Below are 20,742 nucleotides of genomic sequence, written 5' to 3'. Positions count from 1 at the left end.
CCATGAAAAGTCTCAAAACCCAATACCTGTTGCTGATCCTCGGCTTCATCGCATTGCCGTTCCTGGTCGAAGCCATTCCCATGCTCGGCCCGACCTGGGTGCGCATTCTTGGCTTCGCCATGCTCTACGTGCTGTTGGCGCTGGGTCTAAATATCGTTATCGGCTACGCCGGCCTGCTCGACATGGGTTACATCGGCTTCTACGCCATCGGTGCCTACCTGTACGCCTTGCTGGCCTCGCCCCACCTGAACATGGCGGGCCTCGCCAGTGGGGTGATGGACTGGCCGCTGTGGGTGATTATTCCGCTGGCCGCGGTAGTCGCAGCCTTCTGTGGCGTGCTGATAGGCGCACCGGTGCTGAAGCTGCGCGGCGACTACCTGGCAATCGTCACTCTTGGCTTCGGCGAGATCATCCGTATCTTCATGAACAACCTGGACCAGCCGGTAAACCTTACCAACGGCCCCCAGGGCATCAGCAACATTACCCCACTTCACGTAGATTTCGGGCCATGGGCGCACGCGCCTGGCGAGGGTGCCATACCGGTGCTGTCGCTGCAGCAAAGCTGGAGTCTGTTTGGCCTTAACGTGTCGCCGGTGATTAGCTACTACTTGTTCTTCCTGTTCATCGTCATCCTCTGCATCGTGCTGTCCAAACGCCTGGAGGTGTCGCGCATCGGGCGAGCCTGGATGGCCCTGCGCGAGGACGAGGTGGCAGCTGAGGCCATGGGCCTGAACAAGCGCAACCTCAAGTTGCTGGCCTTCGCCATGGGTGCGACTTTCGGTGGCGTGTCCGGTGTGCTGTTCTCCAGCTACCAGGGCTTCGTCAGTCCTGAGTCGTTCACCTTGATGGAGTCGATCATGGTCCTGGCTATGGTGGTGCTCGGCGGCATGGGTTCGATCCGTGGCGTGGTGCTGGGGGCCTTGATCTTGTCGGTGATGCCCGAACTGTTCCGTGACCTGGTCAACTGGATTCAGCCCTGGGTGATGGACAACGTTACCTTCATTAGTCGCGACATCCTGCGCAACGTGCTGGATGCCTCGACCCTGCGCATGCTGGTGTTCGGTTTCGCGCTGATTCTGGTGATGCGCTTTCGCCCTGAGGGCCTATGGCCATCGGACAGGCGTCGAGCTGAGCTTCAAGAGGGTGATCCAGAGCTTGAAACCCCAGCAACTGCCTTGAATACCGTGGTTCATGCTCCAGCCACGCAAGCGTCTTTTGAGCACCCGGTTAAAGAGGGGGGCAAGGTATGAGCAACGTTCTTCTTGAACTTCACCAAGTCAGTAAGTTCTTCGGTGGTCTTCAGGCCCTTCATGGCATCGATCTCACTATTCGCCGGGGTGAGATCCGCGGTCTGCTGGGCCCAAATGGCGCCGGCAAAACCACTCTATTTAACGTGCTAACGGGGCTTTACCAGGCTGAGCAAGGGCGGGTGATTTTCGATGGCAAGCCGTTACGCATCAGTAAGCCGGACAAGGTGGTGGAAGCCGGCATATCGCGGACCTTCCAGAACATCCGCCTGTTCCACAACATGACGGCCCTGGAGAACGTGATGATTGGTCGCCATGTGCGCACACACAGCGGGGTGTTCGGGGCGATCCTACGCACTGCGGCTTGTGTCCGCGAAGAACGGGAGATCCGCCAGGCTGCGCGTTATTGGCTTGAGTATGTCGGCATTGGCCATCTGGGTGGCGAGCTGGCACGCAACCTTTCGTATGGAGACCAGCGCCGTCTGGAAATTGCCCGCGCCCTGGCAACCGAGCCCAAGCTGATCGCCCTCGACGAGCCGGCAGCTGGCATGAACGCCTCGGAAACCGAAGGCCTGCGCAAGCTGATGTGCAAGATGCAGGCGGATGGCAAGACAGTGCTGCTGATCGAGCACGACGTAAAGCTCGTCATGGGCCTGTGCGACCACGTCACGGTACTCGAATTTGGCCGAAAGATTGCCGACGGCCTGCCCGCCGACGTGCAGAAAGACCCCAAGGTCATCGAGGCGTACCTCGGTGCGGAGGCTGAGGCATGAAGAACATTCTCGAAGTGAACGACCTCAAGGTTGCCTACGGTGCGATCCAAGCAATCAAGGGTATCGACCTGCAAGTGGGCGTAGGCGAGATGGTCGCCTTGATCGGCGCCAACGGTGCGGGCAAGACCACGACTCTGAAAACTCTGGCCGGCTTGCTGACCCCAAGTGGCGGGAAAATCACCTTTGACGGCAAGGCGCATGCGGCGATCAAGGGCTTCAACCTGATCCGCGAGGGACTTGCACTGGTGCCAGAAGGGCGCGGCATCTTCCCCAAACTGACGGTGCACGAGAATTTGGAGATGGGTGCGTTTTCTCGGTGTGATGGTAAGCATGCCATCGGTGCCGATATCGAGCGCATGTACGGCATCTTCCCGCGCCTGAAAGAGCGCGCGTTCCAGTTGGCGGGCACCATGTCTGGTGGCGAGCAGCAAATGCTCGCGATCTCCCGTGCACTAATGGGCAAGCCAAAGTTGCTGCTGCTGGACGAGCCGTCCATGGGATTGGCGCCGATCATTGTGCAGAAAATCTTCGAGACCATCCGCGAGGTAGTGAAGGGTGGCGTGACCTTGCTGCTGGTAGAGCAGAACGCCCGCCTGGCACTACAAACCTGTGACCGCGCTTATGTCATTGACTCTGGGCGCATAGCCCTGACGGGGGCGTGCCAAGACTTGCTCCACGACCAGCAGGTCCAGCGTGCCTATCTTGGGGAGTGATGACTATGTGGGACTTACATCTTATTGGGAGAGCGTGCGCAATGAGCAACATTCAGCGGTATGAGTTCGATACGCGGGTTCACCATGCTGTCAAGCATAACGGTGTGGTGTACCTGACCGGGCAGGTGGGCACGCCAGGTGAGTCTGCAGCGGAGCAGACCCGAGAGGTACTGGCGAAGATCGATCATCTGTTGGCGTTGGCCGGCACCGACAAGACCAAGATCCTCAGCGCCATCCTCTGGCTGGACGACCTCCGCGACTTTGAAGAAGTGAACAGTGTGTGGGACGCCTGGGTGGTGAAGGCACATGCCCCTGTGCGTTCTACCGGGCAGGCGCGCATGGCCAAGTCCGGCATGTTGGTTGAAATCATTATTACTGCCGCTGCTTGAAGGGCATTCATTGCTTAGTCTCGCCGTCGCCCATGCGACGGTGAAGTTGATTGAAGGTTACAGATGACGTCGCTCCAACAAGAAAAAAAGCGTTCCCTGCAACATGGCCTGACCTCGCGCCAAGTGTCCATGATTTCCATCGCCGGTATCATCGGTGCTGGTCTGTTCATCGGCTCTTCCAACGCTATCGCCTCTGCGGGACCGGCCATCCTCATCTCCTATGCCATGACCGGTTTGTTGGTGTTGCTGGTGATGCGCATGCTGGGCGAGATGGCCGTGGCAAACCCCAACAGTGGCTCGTTTTCTACCTATGCAGGCGAGGCCATCGGACCCTGGGCTGGCTTCACCATTGGCTGGCTTTACTGGTGGTTCTGGGTACTGATCATTCCGGTCGAGGCCATTGCTGGCGCAGATATCCTCCACGCCTGGTTTCCCAGCGTGCCTTCCTGGCTGTTTGCTTTCCTGATTATGGGGGGGCTGGCAGGCAGCAACCTGGTTAGCGTGAAGAATTTCGGTGCGTTTGAATTCTGGTTTGCTCTGATAAAAGTAGTGGCAATCTTGGCGTTCATCGCCATTGGTACTACCGCCGTGTTTGGGGTTTGGCCATTAGCCGAGGCCTCTGGTGTAAGTCACCTATGGGCCAATGGCGGGTTTGTACCAAACGGTTGGGGAGCAGTTCTCGGCGGTGTATTGATTACCATCTTCTCCTTCTTCGGGGCGGAGGTCGTCACGATTGCTGCTGAGGAAACGTCCAACCCAAAAGAAAAAATCCGGCGCTCGACCAATCTTGTCGTATACCGGATTGCGCTCTTCTACCTAGTTTCGATATTCCTCGTGATCTCGCTCGTGCCGTGGAATGACCCGAGTCTGACGACTGTAGGCTCTTTCCAGCGGGTTTTGGAGGTGTTGAATGTTCCAGGCGCGAAGCTCGTGGTGGACATCGTGGTATTGGTGTCGGTCACTAGTTGCATGAACTCAGGTATGTATACCGCGTCACGCATGTTGTATTCGCTCGGGGTGAGGGGCGAAGCGTTGGGAGTAACCAAGCGAATTTCAGGAAACGGAGTGCCGACAGTTGCAGTGGTTCTCTCGACATTCGCAGGTTTCGGCGGATGCATTGTTAACTACTTTTTCCCAGGGAAAGTATTCGGATTTTTGCTCTCGACCACCGGTGCTATTGCGCTTTTGGTCTATCTCGTGATCGCCATATCGCAACTACGCATGCGCGCTCGCGCTGATCGTGATGGAACTGTCCTTGATTTCAAAATGTGGATGTTCCCCTGGCTGACTTGGCTAGTGATCGGCACGATCTTAACTGTCCTGGGGTATATGTTGTTAACTGACGCCTACCGCTATGAGACGCTGCTCACGGCTGGGGTGACAGGCTTCATCGTAATGGTCTACTTCATTCGCCAACGTTTTGGCCAGAATGTAGCAGGGCACAACTCTGTCCCTGTGAGCAGGGTTGCCTGATCTCCGCTGGTCGTGGAAATGCTGATGAATATAAAACAAAAATTGACGCTGGCATTTGCAGTCATCGCCTGTATCCCCGTTGTAATTGTCGCCTCATGGATCGTTGTTAATCTGCGTAATGAGGCGCGTGATGCTTTCATTGATGGCAGTACACGGGAAATCAGACAGATCAGTAGATCCATGACGATTTTCTTTAGCGGGATTTCGAACAACGTTGAATTTCTTGCTGCTCATGACCTTATAGTCGGTACAGGTCATGAGTTGGGCAAGTATATGGCCACTACTCCGGTTTTAGTGTTGAGCGAGCATGAAGAAAAACTGCACAAACTTTTCGATACGTTGGGGAAGTCACATTCTGATTATACTTACATTTCTTATGCATCCAGTGATGGTGGGATCTTCGCTTGGCCTCCAGGACAGAAATTAGTCAGCTACGACCCGCGGGTACGCCCGTGGTATCAACTGGCAATGGCAAATCCGGGAAAGACCATACGAACTCATGCCTATCCTGGTGCCGCGGACGGCCAAGTGCTAATCAGTACCGTACGTGCAGTAGAAAATCGTCTTGATAAGGCAGGTGGTGTAGTCAACATTGACGTAACGCTCAATGGGTTAACTGAGATTTTCAGCAAAATAAAGCTGGGCGACAGTGGCTATCTGATGCTGGTAGAGAACAATGGCAATGTACTCGTCGACCCTCGTGAACCAGGCCATAGCTTCAAACGGTTGAGCAGCTTGGGAGGCGGTTACGCGGAGTTGGCCAAAGCAGGCCGAGGCGTGCTTCGAGTAATAGTCAACGGTGAAAACTACATGGCCAACGTTTACCCTGATGATCGACTTGGTTGGACCTTCATAGGTCTGATCCGAGAAGATGAAGTCATGCAGAGTTCGACGAGGCTGACGTGGTTGATCGGTGCCGTGGTATTAGGTCTGACTTTTGTGTTTGCTCTTATTGGCGCGGCCTTCGCCAAACTGATCGTGCGGCCGATTAACACCGTCAGCAATGGCCTCGAAAACATCGCTCAAGGGGAGGGCGACCTCACACGCAGCTTGGAAATCCGAGGTCGCGATGAAACCGCCCAGTTAGCCAGTTGGTTTAACCAGTTTCTTGGCGCGATTCGGGAGTTGATTCAGCATATCGGCATGGTTGCAGGGAAGGTTCTGAGCACCTCAAACAGGTCTATCCAAGTGTCCGGTGATATGGCTGAAGCAGCTAGTCGTCAGCGTGAGGCTGTGGATATGGTGTCTACAGCATTCCATGAAATGGTAGCCACCGCTAGTGAGGTCGCTCGTTCCTGCAATCTAGCCGCAAGCTCGGCAGATAGCGGCCTGCGACAGGCTCGGGAAGGACAGCAGCAAATCGACGATGCCGTACATAGCGTAGATCTGCTGAGCCAAGAGATTAATCAATCCGCTCAATCGATAAGGCAACTGGAGCGCGACAGCCATGACATCCAGTCGATCCTCAGCACCATTCGCTCTATCGCGGAACAAACTAACTTACTGGCCCTAAACGCCGCCATTGAGGCAGCCCGGGCGGGTGAGCAAGGGCGCGGTTTCGCTGTTGTCGCGGACGAGGTCCGCGCATTGGCCAAGCGTACGGCTGACTCGACCTCTGAGATTGATGGTTTATTGGCCAACTTGGGTTTGCGCACCGCAGAAGTTTCAGAGAAAATGCTTGCCAGTCTGGAGATCTCACAGCAATCAGTCAGTCGAATCGGGTTGGCACGTAATAGTTTCGGGCTTATTCGGGAGTCAGTGGAGGTCATCCGCGACATGAACACACAGATCGCCACGGCCGCAGAAGAACAACATCAAGTAGCTGAAGACATCAGCCGGCATATAAACGCAATTCATGGCGATGCACAGAGTGTCGCTGAGCTTGCTGATGCAGCACGCCGGGATTCTCATGACCTTGCTGGTCTTTCTGCAGAGCTTGATCGATTGGTGCAGCGATTCAGAACTTGATGGCGTAGTAATGGATTCAGCTTAGGATCGTCGTAAAATATAGGCTTGATCAGGCAGCGTGAAAAGCTAGCAATCTGTCCGGCCCTTTAAGAAAATGCTCTGTATCGTAAGATACGGAGCATTCTTCCTGTGCGCCTAGCATGGACGTAATCTTGTGGGTGAAAGTTCCTCCGTGATCCTCATTCATTATTTGAGCTCTTATAGGACCAGATTGAGGGGTAAGCGATCCATGAACCCCACATTCAAAGCCGCTTTTTGATGCCTGAGGTTGTGCTCCGATTATTCAGGGGGGCGTTCACCATGGCATCGCCAGTAACCCAGGGCTTGAGTATAAAGTGCGGTAGTTTTGGCTCTGAGGCGATTGAAGCCATTCAAAGATATTTTTTGAACGTTGTAACTGTGACTCCCACCATCCAGCCAAGCAGTGCAGCACATGGGAGCAATATCCAGTTCGGATTCAGCGACCAAGGCAGTGACAGATAGATTACCCAAGGGCCCACCATCAGCGGCCGCAACGTCCGCTTCGCACGATGGTAGACAAAGCTGCTCTCCCGGTCCGCCCCAAACTTGCGCAGGTCGCGGCGCATCAGCCCATCGACCACGCCGGTAATCACAGCAAGCAAGAATAGGGGCGTGGCCAGAGTGAGAACGGTCAAACGCACCACGAAAGTGAAGACCGTGAACAGGGCCGCCAGCAAGTAGTCCTGCCCAGCGACGTACGCTTGAACGGGCATGTTAGTGATGCTGAATGAGTCCAGAATCAAGGCTCTCCCAATTTTAGGGATAACTGAATCCCTTGATTTCTGCGGTTCCTACGATCCGAAAGCTAGATGCGAATATCATTTCCCGCTCCGAATGAATCGGCACAGGCTGCCGCTGACCACTGCTCTCAGTATGCCGTGTCCTTTACTGCATTCGTCCGTAATTGATCGAGATAGTCAGCCCACATCTGCGCCGCTTCTCGACGCTGGCCAAGTAGTTGGGCTCGGGCATAGACGGCACCTAGGGCGCCCGGCATCCTATGCGACAGCGAGAGCTCGAGCACGATCGGATCAATGCCCAGATGTTCGTGGGCAATGGTTCGGTAAGTGGCGCGGAATCCGTGGGCTGTAATGTTGTATTCAGGCCAAATGCGTTGGAACGATTTGAGCATCGAGGTCGGATTGATGGGACGCCCTGGATAAACGGGGGAGGTGAACACCCAGCCTTTGCCTTGATCATCCGCTACCCTATCCGTCCACAGTTCTCGCAGTAACGCCAAGGCTTGCTGAGGCAGCGGCACGATGTGTTTGCTCTTATCTAGATGCTTGGTTTTACCGACGATATAGCGCCAATCGGCACCTACCAGATCGACATCTTCCCAGCGCATTGTCGCCAGTTCTCCAGGGCGGACCGGTAGCAGTACCAGCAGCCGCATCGCTGTCGAAACGCTACCCAGGCTGCAATCATCCAGCCGGAGTAGAAATTTGCCAAGGTCGGCAGGTTTTTCTATCGCAGGGTTGCTAGTCACTACATGCCGGACTTTGAGCTCCTCAATATTGCTTAACGAGACGTTTCGATCTACCCAACCGCGCCCTTCAGCAAAACCTAGCACAGCCCGAATGATCGTGCGTACACGCTTTGCCATTGCCATGGTACCTCGCCGCCTAAGCGTGGTGAGGATCGAGCCAATGTGTTCCAGTTTGATATCAGAGACCGGTTTTTTACCAATCGCTGGGAGGACATGGTTATCCAGTGCACCTCGAAATCCAGCAAGCGATTTGCTGACCAAATCCCCGGATTTGAAAGTGAGCCATTGCTCAGCCACATATTCGAACGTGCGCGCTTCGTTCAGTAGTAGTGCTTCGATTTTGGAAGTTTTGGCTTTCAGGGGGGCTATGGAGTTGGCAATGTCCCGCCGCGCGCTCAGCGCAGATTCTCGGGCAGCCTTTAGTCCTACCTCTGGGTAGCCGCCAATCGAGTAACGATTTTCCTTGCCGTGCAGTCGGTACTTCAAGCGCCAGTGCTTGGATACAGGTTTTCCGCTCTTGCGCGATGCCCTGACCTCTAGGTAAAGGCCAGGCACCTCACCGTCCGTGTATTTGCCTGGCTCGGTCAAAGCGCGAATGTAAGCGTCGCTGAGTTTTCGCCTAAGCATCGGTGATTTTTCCGGGGATATCATTTGGGGGCATCACTTTTCAGAATGCGGTGGTTGCCCCCAAGTATGCCCCCACGCGCTGCGGAATCGAGTGGAATATGACGGGTGGTAGTGGACGGATAAAATCATAATATACTGATTTTTATTGGCTTTTTGGAGCTTAGTGGGATTCATTCACAAGCTATCGGGATCCCCGAAGAACATCTGAATCCGCGACCGCAGCCAGCGCTCGGCCGGATCGTTGTCCTGCGCCCCACGCCAGGCCATGTGCAATTCAAAGCTGCGCACGTCCAACGGCAGGTCTTCGGCCCGGAGCCCGCCGGCTGCGGTCAGTGCATCGGCGGTGTAGTCCGGCACGGTGGCGACGATATCGGTCCCCGCCAACAAGCTTCCCAGCCCGTTGAACTGCGGAACGGCCAGGACCACATGGCGTTTGCGGCCCACTTCCTCCAGCGCTTCGTCGATGAAGCCCGACAGATCCCCCGCGAAGGAAACCAGCGCGTGGGGGCGTGCGCAGAAATCGTCCAGGGTGATGCTGCCAGGCACGCTGTCGGCTCGCAGCAGCTTGGGCTTGCTGCGGCGAAGGACCTTGCGCTTGGCATTGGCGGGGAGCTCGTTGGTATAGCTCACACCCACCGAGATCTCTCCCGAAGCCAGCAGCGTCGGCATCAACAGGTAATTGACCCGGCGTACTACCAGGACGATGCCCGGCGCTTCGGCGCGGATACGCTTGAGCAATTGCGGTAGCAAGGCGAACTCGGCATCGTCGGACAGGCCGATGCGGAAAACCGAATTGCTGGTGGCCGGGTCGAATTCGGCAGCGCGGCTGACTGCGGTGGAAATCGAGTCCAGCGCCGGCGACAGCAGCGCGAAGATTTCGTGGGCGCGTGCGGAAGGCTCCATGCTGCGGCCAGTGCGGACGAACAGCGGGTCGTCGAACAGGTTGCGCAGGCGCGAAAGGGCGGCGCTGATCGCCGGCTGGCCGAGAAACAGTTTCTCGGCGGCACGGGTCACGCTGCGCTCGTGCATCAGCGTTTCGAACACGATCAGCAGGTTGAGGTCTACGCGACGCAGGTCGTTTCGATTCATCGGTGCGCTTCACCTAAAGTGGGGCAGGGGTGAATCTTAAGGCCAAAGGCTGTTAACCTGCACCGATTTCCGGGGGCCAATGCACAGGAATGTGGGGTGCCCAATCAATGACAGGCATGTCGACTATTAATAGCCACTGATGGTCTAAAGGCAAAAGCCCGGATAAAGTCCGTGGTAATAGAGGTTCAAACAGGCGAGGTATGCGATGTCCCGCATGATCCGTTTCCACAAGTTCGGTGCGGCCGATGTGCTCCGATGCGAAGAGCAGGCCGAACCGTCCCCTGCTGTGGGTGAGGTGCAGATCCGCGTCGAGGCAATCGGCGTTAGCTGGTACGACGTGCTTTGGCGGCAGAACCTTGCGCCGTCCCAGGCGCGCTTGCCGGCCGGGATCGGCCACGAGATGGCGGGTGTTGTGACTGCAGTCGGTGAGGGCGTCGATGACATCGCCGTCGGCGATCGTGTTGCCAGCTTCCCTGCCACCAGCGCCAACGAGCATCCGGTATACGGCGATGTGATTGTCCTGCCGCGCACGGCCATCACCCGTTACCCGGACATCCTTACGCCTATCCAGGCCAGCGTGCATTACACGCCGTTGTTGATCGCCTACTTCGCCTATGTCGACCTGGCCCGGGCCAAGGCCGGGCAAACCGCCTTGATCACCGATGCCAGCCATTGTGCCGGACCTGCATTCGTGCAATTGGGCAAGGCACTGGGGCTGAAGGTGTTCGCCGCCACCAAGGATCCTGATCAACGTGAATACCTGTTGGGCCTGGGTGCCGACAAGGTGATCGTCACCGAGGAGCAGGACTTGGTCATGCAGGTGGGCAAGTACACCGATGGGCGCGGGGTCGACATGGTGCTCGATGGCATGGGGGGGCCGCAGATGTCGCTGCTGGGCGATGTCCTGGCGCCACGTGGCAGCCTGGTGCTGTACGGCCTGCAGGGGGGGAACCAGACGCCGTTCCCGGCTTGCGCGGCGTTCCGCAAGAACATCCAGTTCTACGTGCACTGCATCGGCAACTTCACCGGCAAGCCTGAGCTGGGCATCAGTCAGGACCAGGTGGCTCTGCAGCGTGCGCTGCGTGACATCAACCAGTTCACCGCGGACCAGTTGGTAAAGCCGCTGAACATCAAGGTGTACCCCTTCAGTGAAGTGGTCGAAGCCCATCGCCTGATGGATGAATGCCCTTGCGGCGGCCGTGTGGCGCTGGACATGCTGCAGCCTTGAAAAATGGCGATACGAAAAGCCCGGACAACGTTCCGGGTTTTTTTTGGGCATTTAATGGCGTTGTCGAAGGAAGTTTCCTACATACTTTCTAGGTGCGCCGATTGTCTGGGAAATATTCTGGAAAGTGTTGGCCGTTGAACTGGCCGGCAGCCATGGGCATTGTGTGTACACGCACGGGCTGAATGGTTTTTTTACCCCTCTCTGTATCTTTTATTCACTTTACAACGCTCGATAATGGCGCAGTGATAGTTTGGCGCAAGGAGCGTGGAATGAGCGAGGGTTGGCCAGGCGGTGAGCAGTGCACGGTAGCGCTCCTTCATCAGGGATATGGCTTTTTTTCAATGGCTTGGCGACAGTGATCTGTCACTTCTTTGTTTCCATAAGTTGTAGGAAATTTCTTCAATTTCTAATCGTCGATGCATTTTCTCAGCATGCGTGGCGAACGGATAAAGTTGATGAGGTGACAGCATGAGTGCTATTCACGACCAAGCGATGCACTATATCTACAAACAGGTGCTCGAGCGTGTGTTGGGCAACATGTCGCAGGCGCAGCGTGCATCTTTGCAATTACTGGTTCAGCGTCTTCTGGTGGCCGCTGGGGGCGTGGAATACATGGGGGCTCTGCGTTTGTTGGTGGTGCAGGGCAATGACCGCGGTAGTGCCCGCCTGCTGACCCTGTTGCGTGCCGCCCAGTTGACCATCGCCCTGCGCGCGCCGGAAACGTTCCGGTTGCGGGTGCTGGTTGTATGCCTGCCGGCGCTTGGCAACCACAAGCTGGAAAGCCACGAGCGCTTGTTCAACACTCTGTTCATGCACGATGACGTCCGGGTGCAGTTGCAGATGATCGAAGGCGGTGAAGTGGTTCCATTCAGCCGTCGCCCAACGCCCAAGGCCGAGCGTTGGACACTGGCCCGCAATGCCCTTTTGCTGTTCGGTCACATGATCGATGCACGCCCGGAAGCCCTGCTCGGCAGTCGTATGCACCTGGAGTTGGCCGATGCCTTGCGCCAGGCCCTGGCCGGGCAGAAAGGCGGGGACGTGGTGCTTACCGCCATGCCTGCGCGTCAGCGGCGACGTTACCTGTCCTGGGCCCGGCGGACCTTGCGCCAAGCAGGTGAGCAAGGGCTGCGCGGCATGCCCCAGTGCCTGGCTGAGGTGCTTGATGGCCTGGGTGCCTTGCATGCTGTCGCCGGGACAGCCTTGGACCCGGCGCGCGATCCAGAGCTACCGGCGTCGGAGCCCGCAATGCTGAGGGTCATCGCCGTGGATGATCTGTGCGTGTCACAACCTGGTTCGGACCCACTGGATGAACTGCTCGGGTGCCGCTTTGAATCCAACCTCGATGGCAAGCCGCTCGGAGCGTTTCTCGATCCGCTGGCCATCACGCATTTGCATGAGATGCGTGCGCAGTGCATCGATCCCGATACCCCCAGATTGTCATTGCGCCTGGCCAATGCGTCTTCCCTGTTACGGCCTTATGAGGCGGTGCAGGCCCGATTCGCGAAGACCTATGGCATAAGCCAGGCGCAGCTTACCTGTGCGCTGTTCAGCCCATTCGCCCACCGCGGACGTGATCTGGAGCGTTACCTCCAATGCCGGCAGCCTGACATGCTGGTCGCCTTGCCGTACCTTCATCGTGCCTTGCAGGGCAAGCCGTGCCCTGAACCGGTCAAAGACTGGTTGGTCAATACCAGCGGCTTGACCTTGGCGCAGATGAGGGCGATCTACGAGGGGCGCATACCGCCCTCAGCCAGGCAGATACTGACGTCCCTGGCTCGGCGCGACGTGCAATTGCGGTTGCTGCGCCGCCAGCCCCATTCGACTCCAGCGCCGTGCAAGGCATCCCCCTGATGGTGCGATCGCCACGGGGCGAGTTCGCCTACCAGACGGTGTATCACTATCTCCAAGCCCTGATCGCCGATGCCCAGCAAAGCGGAGAGCGGCGCTTGCCTTCGTTACGCGATCTCTCCAGGCGGCTACGTGTGTCGCTGGCTACCGTGCAAAGCGCCTACAGCTTGTTGGAACATGAAGGGCGTGTGGTGTCCGTGCCCAAGTCGGGGTACTTCGTACAGTCCGATCCGCAGCGGGGCGTTCAGGTGTCACAAGGAATGACACTTGGCCGGCCTGCCGTGCCTGCACACCCGGCATTGGAGCGGGTGCTGCTGGCTCACGAGCGGCGCTTGGCCCGGCAACGGGAGCGGGCGGCGTCCACCTGGGAGAACACCGGCGACATACGGCTGCGTAACGCCTTGGCCGAGCGTTACACCCGGTCCTCCCAGCAATACTGGTGCGGTGAGGATGTTCACCTGGGTTCCGATGTGCAGGGGCTGTTGGAGACCGTACTGGAGGCATTGTCGCTGCGAGGTGCCACGGTAGTGGTCGCTTCACCGTGCTGCTGGCGTCTGCTGCAGGTTTTGCAACGTTGCGACATGCAGGTGCTGGAGGTGCCTCTGCGCGACTGTGGCAGCCTGGATGTGGAGCGTTTGTCGTGTTTGCTCGGTCGCGAGTCGGTGCGCATGTTGGTGATGCCGTCCTGCCTGGGGATGCCGCTGGGGCGTCTGATGCCACAGCACGATCAACGGCGCATCGCCCAGTTGCTCGATCAGCATCCCGTGTGGTTGCTGGAGAACGATCTCGATAGCGAACACTGCTTCGATGCACCGCCGGCTGCGCGCCTGCGCGACTGGGTCGACCCGTGCTGGTTGATGGTGCTCGGATCATTGGAGGCCAGTGTCGGGGCCGAGGCGCCCTATGCCTATGTGCTATGCCGCAACCCGTTGCTCTGCCCGGCCATTGCGCAACGGGGCTTCCTGTTGGCGCCACTGCGCCAGTTGGCGCTCGCCCAACTGTTGGCCAAGGGCGAGGTCGATGCCAATCTGGCGCTGTTGCAAGGGCAATGGCGCCAGCGCATGGAACTGCTCTGCGAACTGGTCGAGCGGCACTTGGGTGCGTTGGTGGCGTTCAAGATGCCCGAAGGCGGGCGAACCTTGTGGGTCCGCCTGCATCGGTCGCAGCCGCTCGGTGCCTTGTCCGGGCCTGTATTGCAGGTCATGCCCGGGCAGCGCTACAGCGCCTCGGGGCAGTATCGCCAGCACATCGCGCTGACCTGGCTGGCTGATCAACCACACGCGCTGGCAGAAGCACTGCAGCGCTTGGCCCGTGTTCTGGAGTCCTGTGCTGGCTGGCCTGAGGCCGATCGGGTCTGACCGCTGATCCGTCACGCTTGCCAGTCGCCATGATCTGTATGTATAAACAGTGTTTTGTGACCGTGGCCCGACCCTACTCGTGATTGCCCATTCCGTCGACGACCCGCTCTACTACCTGCATAACTTTCGTCAGGTATTGCTGTGGGTCGAGCAACGTTACGCCGACTTGCTGGATACGCACGAGCTGGCGTTCATCCAGGCCTTCGCCCAGCTGGAAGTGCCAGCACAGGCATTGATGGTGCGCATGGTCATGCGCAAGGGCGAGCTGTTTCGCAGCGACCGGCTGGACTACGCCGAAATCGGTGACCCCATGCTGGCGCTACAGCCGTTGCAAGCGCTCGGTTGGGTCGCTGAGCCTGCGTCGCTGAGCCTGGAGCACCTGTTCGCCCTGCTGCGCAAGGACGAGCTGGCGGCATGTTTCGCGGGCCAGTTGACCCGGCCTAGAGCATCGAAAAGCGATATGTTTGCGCAACTGCAGCCATTGGCGCTCGAACCCCGGCCGTTGGCCGAATGGTACGTCGATGCCCCCATGCGCATCGTTCAGTGGCGCCTGCAGGTGCTGTGCGACCGTATTCGTCTGCTGTTCTTCGGCAACCTGTACCAGGACTGGTCAGAGTTCGTGCTCGCCGACCTGGGCTTGCTGCGCTTCGAAACGGTGCCGTTCAGCCACGACTCCCGCGCCTTGCGTGAACGGGCCGAGGTCGATCTGGCGATGACGCTGCATCGGTGCGCCGAGGGCCTGGAGCAGGGCGAGTCACCGGTGGCCATCCTCACTACCTTGCAAGGCCTGAGTTGTGACAACCCCTGGCTGGCACGACGCCGTTCGCGTTTGCTGTTTGCCCTTGGCCAGCAGTGCGAGCGCCTCGGCGATTGGGACCAGGCCCTGGCGGTGTACGCCCAAAGCAACCATGCGCAGGCACGGATCCGCCAGGTGCGGGTGCTGGAGCGCAGTGAACGGTGGCCGCAAGCCCTTGAAATGGCCCAGCAGTTGGCCGCCGCACCGGCCAACGCCCTTGAGGTCCAGGCCCTTGAGCGCATGTTGCCCAGGCTGGTGCGCAAACTCGGTGGTCCAGCGCAAAAACGCAGCCGTACGGCGCCCTTGACCCTGCTCGAACTGGAGCTGCCCCGCGAGCTGGCAGCGCTGGGCGTCGAGCAAGCGGTGCGGCAACATCTGGCCGGGCAGGGCGCAGTGGTCCACTACGTGGAAAACACCCTGTTCAACAGCCTGTTCGGCCTCTTGTGCTGGGATGCGATATTCGCTCCGGTGCCGGGGGCTTTTTTCAACCCGTTCCAGAGCGGGCCTCAAGACCTGCACGACAGCGACTTTCAGCAGCGTCGTGCCGCCCTGTTCGACGCCTGCCTGGCAAGGCTCGACGATGGTAGCTATCGCCAGGCCATGCGTGAATGCTACATCGCCAAGCACGGCCTGCAGTCGCCGTTCGTGTTCTGGGGGCAGTTGAGCGAGGCGTTGCTGGACCAGGCACTGGACTGCTTGCCAGCCGCCCACCTGAAACACTGCTTCACGCGGCTGTTGCAGGACATTCGCAACAACCGTGCGGGCATGCCCGACTTGATTCAGTTCTGGCCTGAGCAAGGCCGTTACCAGATGGTCGAGGTCAAAGGGCCGGGAGATCGCCTGCAGGACAACCAGTTGCGCTGGTTGGCATTCTGCGCCGAGCATGACTTGCCGGTGGCGGTGTGTCATGTTCGCTGGAGCGAGGCGCCGTGACCTACTCGGTAGCAGTACGTGCGCTTTGTGAGTTCAGTGCCAAGGTCGGTGACCTGGATCTGCGCTTCACGCCATCGCCCACGGCGCTGGAAGGCATCGAAGGGCATCGGCGAGTGGTGGCCCGGCGCGCGGCCGATTATGAGTCGGAAATCACCCTTGAAGGCCAGTATCGGGGTTTGCAGGTGCGCGGGCGTGCCGATGGCTACGACCCCAGTTGCAATCGGCTGGAGGAGATCAAGACCTACCGTGGCGATCTGGCGCGCCAGCCGGCCAACCATCGGCAACTGCACTGGGCGCAGGCGAAGGTATATGCCTGGCTGCTGTGTCAGGCCCGGCAGCTGGCGTCAATCGACGTCGCGCTGGTGTATCTGGACGTCGACAACGATGGCCAGACGCTGATCAGCGAGCGCTACCAGGCTGGCCAATTGCAAACCTTCTACGAAACCCAGTGCCAGCGATTTCTCGCCTGGGCCCAATATCAGGAGCAGCGCCTGGTCGAGCGCAACCAGGGTTTGCAGGTATTGGGCTTTCCATACCCGCAGTTTCGCCAGGGCCAGCGCCAGTTGGCCGAGACCCTGTACAAGGCGGTCAGCACTGGCCGTTGCCTGATGGCCCAGGCCAGCACGGGGATCGGCAAGACCCTGGGTACGCTGTTCCCGTTGCTCAAGGCCATGGCACCGCAACAGCTCGATAAACTGTTCTTCCTGACGGCCAAGACCCCAGGCCGGGCACTGGCCCTCGACGCCCTGCGACAGATCGACGATGCCTCGGCGCAGCCGGCGTTGAGGACCCTGGAGTTGATCGCTCGCGACAAAGCCTGTGAGCACCCCGACAAAGCGTGCCATGGCGAGTCCTGTCCCTTGGCCCAGGGCTTTTATGATCGCCTGCCGGCGGCGCGAGAGGCAGCAGCACGCCTGCCGATGCTCGATCGGCAACTGCTTCGCGAGGTGGCTTTGGCCCACCAGGTGTGTCCGTACTACCTGGGCCAGGAAATGGCCCGTTGGGTGGATGTGGTGGTGGCCGACTACAACTACTACTTCGATGCCCATGCGTTGCTGTTCAGCCTGACCCAGGCCAACCAGTGGCGGGTCGCGGTGCTGGTGGACGAAGCCCACAACCTGATCGAGCGCGGCCGCGGCATGTACAGCGCCAGTCTCGACCAGGGCCAGTTGCTTGCGCTGCGCCAGAGTAAACCAGTGGGCCTTGGCAGCGCGCTGGACCGTCTGAACCGGCAGTGGAATGCCGTGTTCAAGGCCCAACAGGCGCCGTATCAGGCCAGCGACAAACTACCGGAGGCTTTTCTGCGAGCCCTGCAGGGATGCATCGGGGTCATCCAGGAACGCCTGGACCAGTCCAATGGTGAAGTGGACCCGCAGGTGCTGCAGTTCTTCTTCCAGGCCTTGCAGTTCAATCGGGTGGCCGAGCTGTTCGATGAGCACTTCCTGTTCGATATCAGCTTGCGCAGCGGTCAGCGCAATCGGCGTCTGGCCACCCTGTGCCTGCGCAATGTCACGCCGGCGCGGCTGCTGGGCCCGCGCATGCAGGCTGCCCGGAGCGTGACGCTGTTCTCGGCCACGCTCAGCCCCAGGCATTTCTATGCCGACCTCCTGGGCATGCCCTCGGATACCGCATGGCTTGAGGTGGCGGCGCCATTTCGGGGTGAACAGCTGCAAGTGCGTATCGCCAGCGAAGTGTCCACCCGTTACCACCAACGGCACGCCTCGCTGGAGCCTATTGCCACCCTGATCGCCGAGCAGTATCAGCGGATGCCGGGCAACTATCTGGCGTTTTTCAGCAGCTTCGAATACCTGCAACAGGTCGCCGACGTGCTCGCCCGTCGCCACCCGACGATCCCATTGTGGCTGCAGTCGCCGGGCATGGACGAACAGGCGCGTCAGGCGTTTCTCGACCGCTTTGTCGCCGACGGCCAGGGGGTTGGCTTCGCGGTCCTTGGTGGCGCCTTCGGTGAAGGGGTCGACTTGCCGGGTACGCGCCTGGTCGGCGCCTTTGTCGCGACCCTCGGTCTGCCGCAAGTCAACCCGGTCAACGAACAGTTCAAGTTGCGACTGGGTCGCCAGTTCGGCGCCGGATTCGACTACGCCTATCTGTACCCAGGTGTGCGCAAGGTCATTCAGGCCGCTGGTCGGGTCATACGAGGCGATCAGGACCGTGGCGTGCTGGTGCTGATCGACGAGCGCTTTGCCCAGGCGCGGGTCCAGCAGATGTTTCCGGGATGGTGGCACATGGCTGGCGAATAATCCTCGGCGGGCCCATCGCGCAGTATTGCAACTCCCAGTACACTGCGTGTTCCAACACCAACATCCGTTGAACTCGAGGTTTTTGCATGACGCTCAGTCCTTTGGCAGGCAAGCCGGCTCCGGCCAGCGTGCTGGTCGATATTCCCCGCCTGCTCACCGCCTATTACACCGGCCGTCCCGACGCCGCCGTGGCGGCCCAGCGCGTGGCCTTCGGCACCTCGGGGCACCGGGGCAGTTCGCTTGAACTGAGCTTCAACGAGCATCATGTCCTGGCCATTACCCAGGCCATCTGCCTGTACCGTCAGGAGCAGGGCATCGACGGCCCCCTGTTCATCGGTGCCGATACCCATGCCTTGTCTGCCCCGGCAGCGGCCAGCGCTCTGGAGGTACTGGCCGCCAACGGCGTGCAGGTGATGCTGTCCAAGGACGATGAGTACACCCCGACGCCCGCGGTGTCCCATGCCATCCTCTGCTACAACCGCGGCCGCACCCAGGGCCTGGCCGACGGCATCGTCATCACGCCTTCGCACAACCCACCCCAGAGCGGCGGTTTCAAGTACAACCCGCCCAATGGCGGCCCTGCCGACAGTGATGTGACCAAGTGGATCGAGGCCAAGGCCAACGAACTGCTGGCGGCGGGCCTTGCCGGCGTCAAGCGAGTGGACCACGCCCAGGCGCTGCAGGCAGCGACCACCCAGCGTCACGATTATGTCTCCAGCTATGTCGCAGACCTTGAGAACGTCATCGACTTCGATGTCATCCGTGGCGCCAACCTGCGCCTGGGCGTCGATCCGCTGGGCGGAGCAGGGGTGCGCTACTGGTCGGCGATCGCCGAGCGTTACCAACTGAACCTGGAAGTAGTGAACACCGAGGTTGACCCGACGTTCCGCTTCATGACCGTCGACTGGGACGGCCAGATTCGCATGGACCCCTCTTCGCCATACGCGATGCAGGGACTGATTGGTCTGCGCGAGCGGTTCGATGTGGCGTTTGCCTGCGACCCGGACCACGACCGTCACGGTATCGTCACGCCCGACGGCCTGCTGCAACCGAACAACTACCTGGCAGTGGCCATCGACTATCTGTACCGCCACCGCCCGCAATGGCGCAGCGATGCCGCCGTGGGCAAGACCGTGGTGTCCAGTGGCCTGATCGACCGGGTTACCCAGCATCTGGGGCGTGCATTGTACGAAGTGCCGGTCGGCTTCAAGTTCTTTGCCCAGGGCCTGTTCGACGGCTCGTTGGGCTTTGGCGGTGAGGAAAGTGCCGGTGCCTCGTTCCTGCGCAAGGACGGCACGGTCTGGGCGACTGACAAGGATGGTTTGATCCCGGCGTTGTTGGCGGCGGAAATGACCGCCCGTACCGGACGCAACCCAAGCCAGGCCTATGCCGACCTGACCAAAGCACTGGGTAAACCGTATGCCACGCGTGTCGAGGCGAAGGCCGATGCACGGCAGAAAGCCTTGCTGAGCAAATTGGCGCCAGAGCAGGTGACATCGACGGAACTTGCCGGCGAGCCAATCGTGCAGATCCTCAGCCATGCACCGGGCAACGGCCAGGCCATTGGCGGGCTGAAGGTGATGACCGCCAACGGCTGGTTCGCCGCGCGGCCCTCGGGTACCGAGGATATCTACAAGATCTACGCCGAGAGCTTCATCGACGAAGCGCATTTGCAGCGTCTGGTGCAAGAAGCCCAGGTGTTGGTGGATGCGGCGATTGCCTGATCGAAACGGTTAAAACAGGGGCTGTCGTGCAGCCCAATCGCCAGCCAGCCGGCCCCTACAGAAATTGCGATGTAGGAGCCAGCTTGCTGGCGGTTGTTCCCTTCACTCAAGCTACATCGACCAGCACGATCTCGCTGTCTTCGATCGCGGTCACCTGCAGCAGTTCTTCCTGCTCGATCGCCACCCCGTCGCGGGCTTTGGCTCGCAGTCCATTGATTTCCACCAGTCCTTTGGCTGGCACCAGGTAACCGCGGCGCCCTGCATCGAGGCGGTACTCGGCACTTTCCCCTGCACGCAGGGTGGCTGCCACGAGTCTTGCATCGGTGCGAATCTGCAAGCTGTCTTCGTCGCCGGCACGGCCACTGGCCAAGGTGACGAAGCCCTCACCGCGTTCGCCTTTGGGGAAGGGACGGGTTCCCCAGGACGGCGCATCGCCAACCCGCTCAGGCACTATCCAGATTTGGAAGATCCGCGTGTCGACGTCTTCCAGGTTGTACTCGCTATGAACGATGCCGGTCCCGGCGCTCATCACCTGGACATCGCCCGCCTCGGTACGGCCCTTGTTGCCAAGGCTGTCCTGGTGGGTGATGGCGCCTTCACGGACGTATGTGATGATTTCCATGTCGCGGTGCGGGTGCGGTGGAAACCCGCTGCCGGCCGCGATCAAGTCGTCGTTCCAGACCCTCAGGTTGCCCCAGTGCATGCGCGCCGGGTCGTAGTATTCGGCGAAGGAGAAATGGTGGTGGGCATCGAGCCAGCCATGATTGGCGTGGCCAAGGCTTTCGAACGGTCGCAGTTGCAGCATGGT

At 59.4% G+C, this 20,742-nt stretch carries 15 protein-coding genes and 1 pseudogene; 12 read left to right on the top strand and 4 right to left on the bottom strand.

Annotated elements, in window-relative coordinates; genetic code table 11:
* Positions 1-2: 2 nt before the first annotated feature.
* From P3R38_RS13860 to P3R38_RS13835, 6 genes are all read left to right on the top strand, one after another.
* Complete coding sequence (locus tag P3R38_RS13860; protein WP_277686267.1) at positions 3-1,250, top strand: ABC transporter ATP-binding protein; 1,248 nt, start codon at positions 3-5, stop codon at positions 1,248-1,250.
* A complete protein-coding gene (locus P3R38_RS13855) occupies positions 1,247-2,020 on the top strand; it encodes an ABC transporter ATP-binding protein (RefSeq protein WP_277686266.1) in 774 nt (257 codons plus the stop codon). The genes P3R38_RS13860 and P3R38_RS13855 overlap by 4 nt, the downstream gene beginning before the upstream one ends.
* The gene (locus P3R38_RS13850; RefSeq protein WP_277686265.1) at positions 2,017-2,733 is read left to right on the top strand and encodes an ABC transporter ATP-binding protein; all 717 of its coding nucleotides are present in this window, start codon (positions 2,017-2,019) and stop codon (positions 2,731-2,733) included. Before P3R38_RS13855 ends, P3R38_RS13850 begins: the two co-directional genes overlap by 4 nt.
* Before the next feature lie 41 nt (positions 2,734-2,774).
* On the top strand, positions 2,775-3,122 hold the full coding sequence (locus tag P3R38_RS13845) for a RidA family protein (RefSeq protein WP_277686264.1): 348 nt from the start codon (positions 2,775-2,777) through the stop codon (positions 3,120-3,122).
* A 63-nt stretch (positions 3,123-3,185) separates the two neighbouring features.
* A complete protein-coding gene (locus P3R38_RS13840; protein ID WP_277686263.1) occupies positions 3,186-4,595 on the top strand; it encodes an amino acid permease in 1,410 nt (469 codons plus the stop codon).
* Between the two features lie 24 nt (positions 4,596-4,619).
* On the top strand, positions 4,620-6,563 hold the full coding sequence (locus tag P3R38_RS13835; RefSeq protein WP_277686262.1) for a methyl-accepting chemotaxis protein: 1,944 nt from the start codon (positions 4,620-4,622) through the stop codon (positions 6,561-6,563).
* Positions 6,564-6,934: 371 nt separating this feature from the next.
* On the opposite strand, the pseudogene P3R38_RS13830 reads toward P3R38_RS13835, so the two are convergent.
* From P3R38_RS13830 to P3R38_RS13820, 3 genes and pseudogenes are all read right to left on the bottom strand, one after another.
* Positions 6,935-7,282, bottom strand: a pseudogene (locus tag P3R38_RS13830) (TIGR03747 family integrating conjugative element membrane protein); the annotation flags it as partial.
* A gap of 170 nt (positions 7,283-7,452) precedes the next feature.
* Complete coding sequence (locus P3R38_RS13825) at positions 7,453-8,724, bottom strand: integrase arm-type DNA-binding domain-containing protein (RefSeq protein WP_277686261.1); 1,272 nt, start codon at positions 8,722-8,724, stop codon at positions 7,453-7,455.
* A 150-nt stretch (positions 8,725-8,874) separates the two neighbouring features.
* Entirely contained in the window at positions 8,875-9,789 is a 915-nt protein-coding gene (locus tag P3R38_RS13820) for a LysR family transcriptional regulator (RefSeq protein WP_023380879.1), read from the bottom strand.
* A 205-nt stretch (positions 9,790-9,994) separates the two neighbouring features.
* On the opposite strand from P3R38_RS13820, the gene P3R38_RS13815 reads away from it, so the two are divergent.
* The 6 genes from P3R38_RS13815 (at position 9,995) to pgm (ending at position 19,934) form a co-directional block, all read left to right on the top strand.
* Positions 9,995-11,017, top strand: coding sequence for a zinc-dependent alcohol dehydrogenase family protein (locus P3R38_RS13815; protein WP_023380878.1), 1,023 nt, complete (start codon positions 9,995-9,997; stop codon positions 11,015-11,017).
* A 468-nt stretch (positions 11,018-11,485) separates the two neighbouring features.
* Positions 11,486-12,868 carry a hypothetical protein gene (locus P3R38_RS13810; RefSeq protein WP_104881674.1) on the top strand — a complete coding sequence of 461 codons (1,383 nt, stop codon included), beginning with the start codon at positions 11,486-11,488 and terminating at the stop codon, positions 12,866-12,868.
* A complete protein-coding gene (locus tag P3R38_RS13805; protein WP_104881675.1) occupies positions 12,868-14,223 on the top strand; it encodes an aminotransferase class I/II-fold pyridoxal phosphate-dependent enzyme in 1,356 nt (451 codons plus the stop codon). Before P3R38_RS13810 ends, P3R38_RS13805 begins: the two co-directional genes overlap by 1 nt.
* A gap of 79 nt (positions 14,224-14,302) precedes the next feature.
* Positions 14,303-15,952, top strand: a complete 1,650-nt coding sequence (locus P3R38_RS13800; protein WP_023380875.1) for a VRR-NUC domain-containing protein — start codon at positions 14,303-14,305, stop codon at positions 15,950-15,952.
* Complete coding sequence (locus tag P3R38_RS13795; protein ID WP_027906698.1) at positions 15,949-18,210, top strand: ATP-dependent DNA helicase; 2,262 nt, start codon at positions 15,949-15,951, stop codon at positions 18,208-18,210. The genes P3R38_RS13800 and P3R38_RS13795 overlap by 4 nt, the downstream gene beginning before the upstream one ends.
* Positions 18,211-18,296: 86 nt before the next feature.
* Positions 18,297-19,934, top strand: coding sequence for a phosphoglucomutase (alpha-D-glucose-1,6-bisphosphate-dependent) (gene pgm, locus P3R38_RS13790; protein ID WP_023380873.1), 1,638 nt, complete (start codon positions 18,297-18,299; stop codon positions 19,932-19,934).
* Positions 19,935-20,040: 106 nt separating this feature from the next.
* Here the strand turns inward: pgm and P3R38_RS13785 are convergent, their stop codons facing one another.
* Entirely contained in the window at positions 20,041-20,739 is a 699-nt protein-coding gene (locus P3R38_RS13785; protein ID WP_023380872.1) for a pirin family protein, read from the bottom strand.
* Between the last annotated feature and the right edge of the window lie 3 nt (positions 20,740-20,742).

Source organism: Pseudomonas sp. NyZ480, assembly GCF_029537255.1.
Taxonomy (GTDB): domain Bacteria; phylum Pseudomonadota; class Gammaproteobacteria; order Pseudomonadales; family Pseudomonadaceae; genus Aquipseudomonas; species Aquipseudomonas taiwanensis.
The sequence above is the reverse complement of the archived record's forward strand: the minus strand, read 5'-3'. Positions and strand labels throughout refer to the sequence as shown.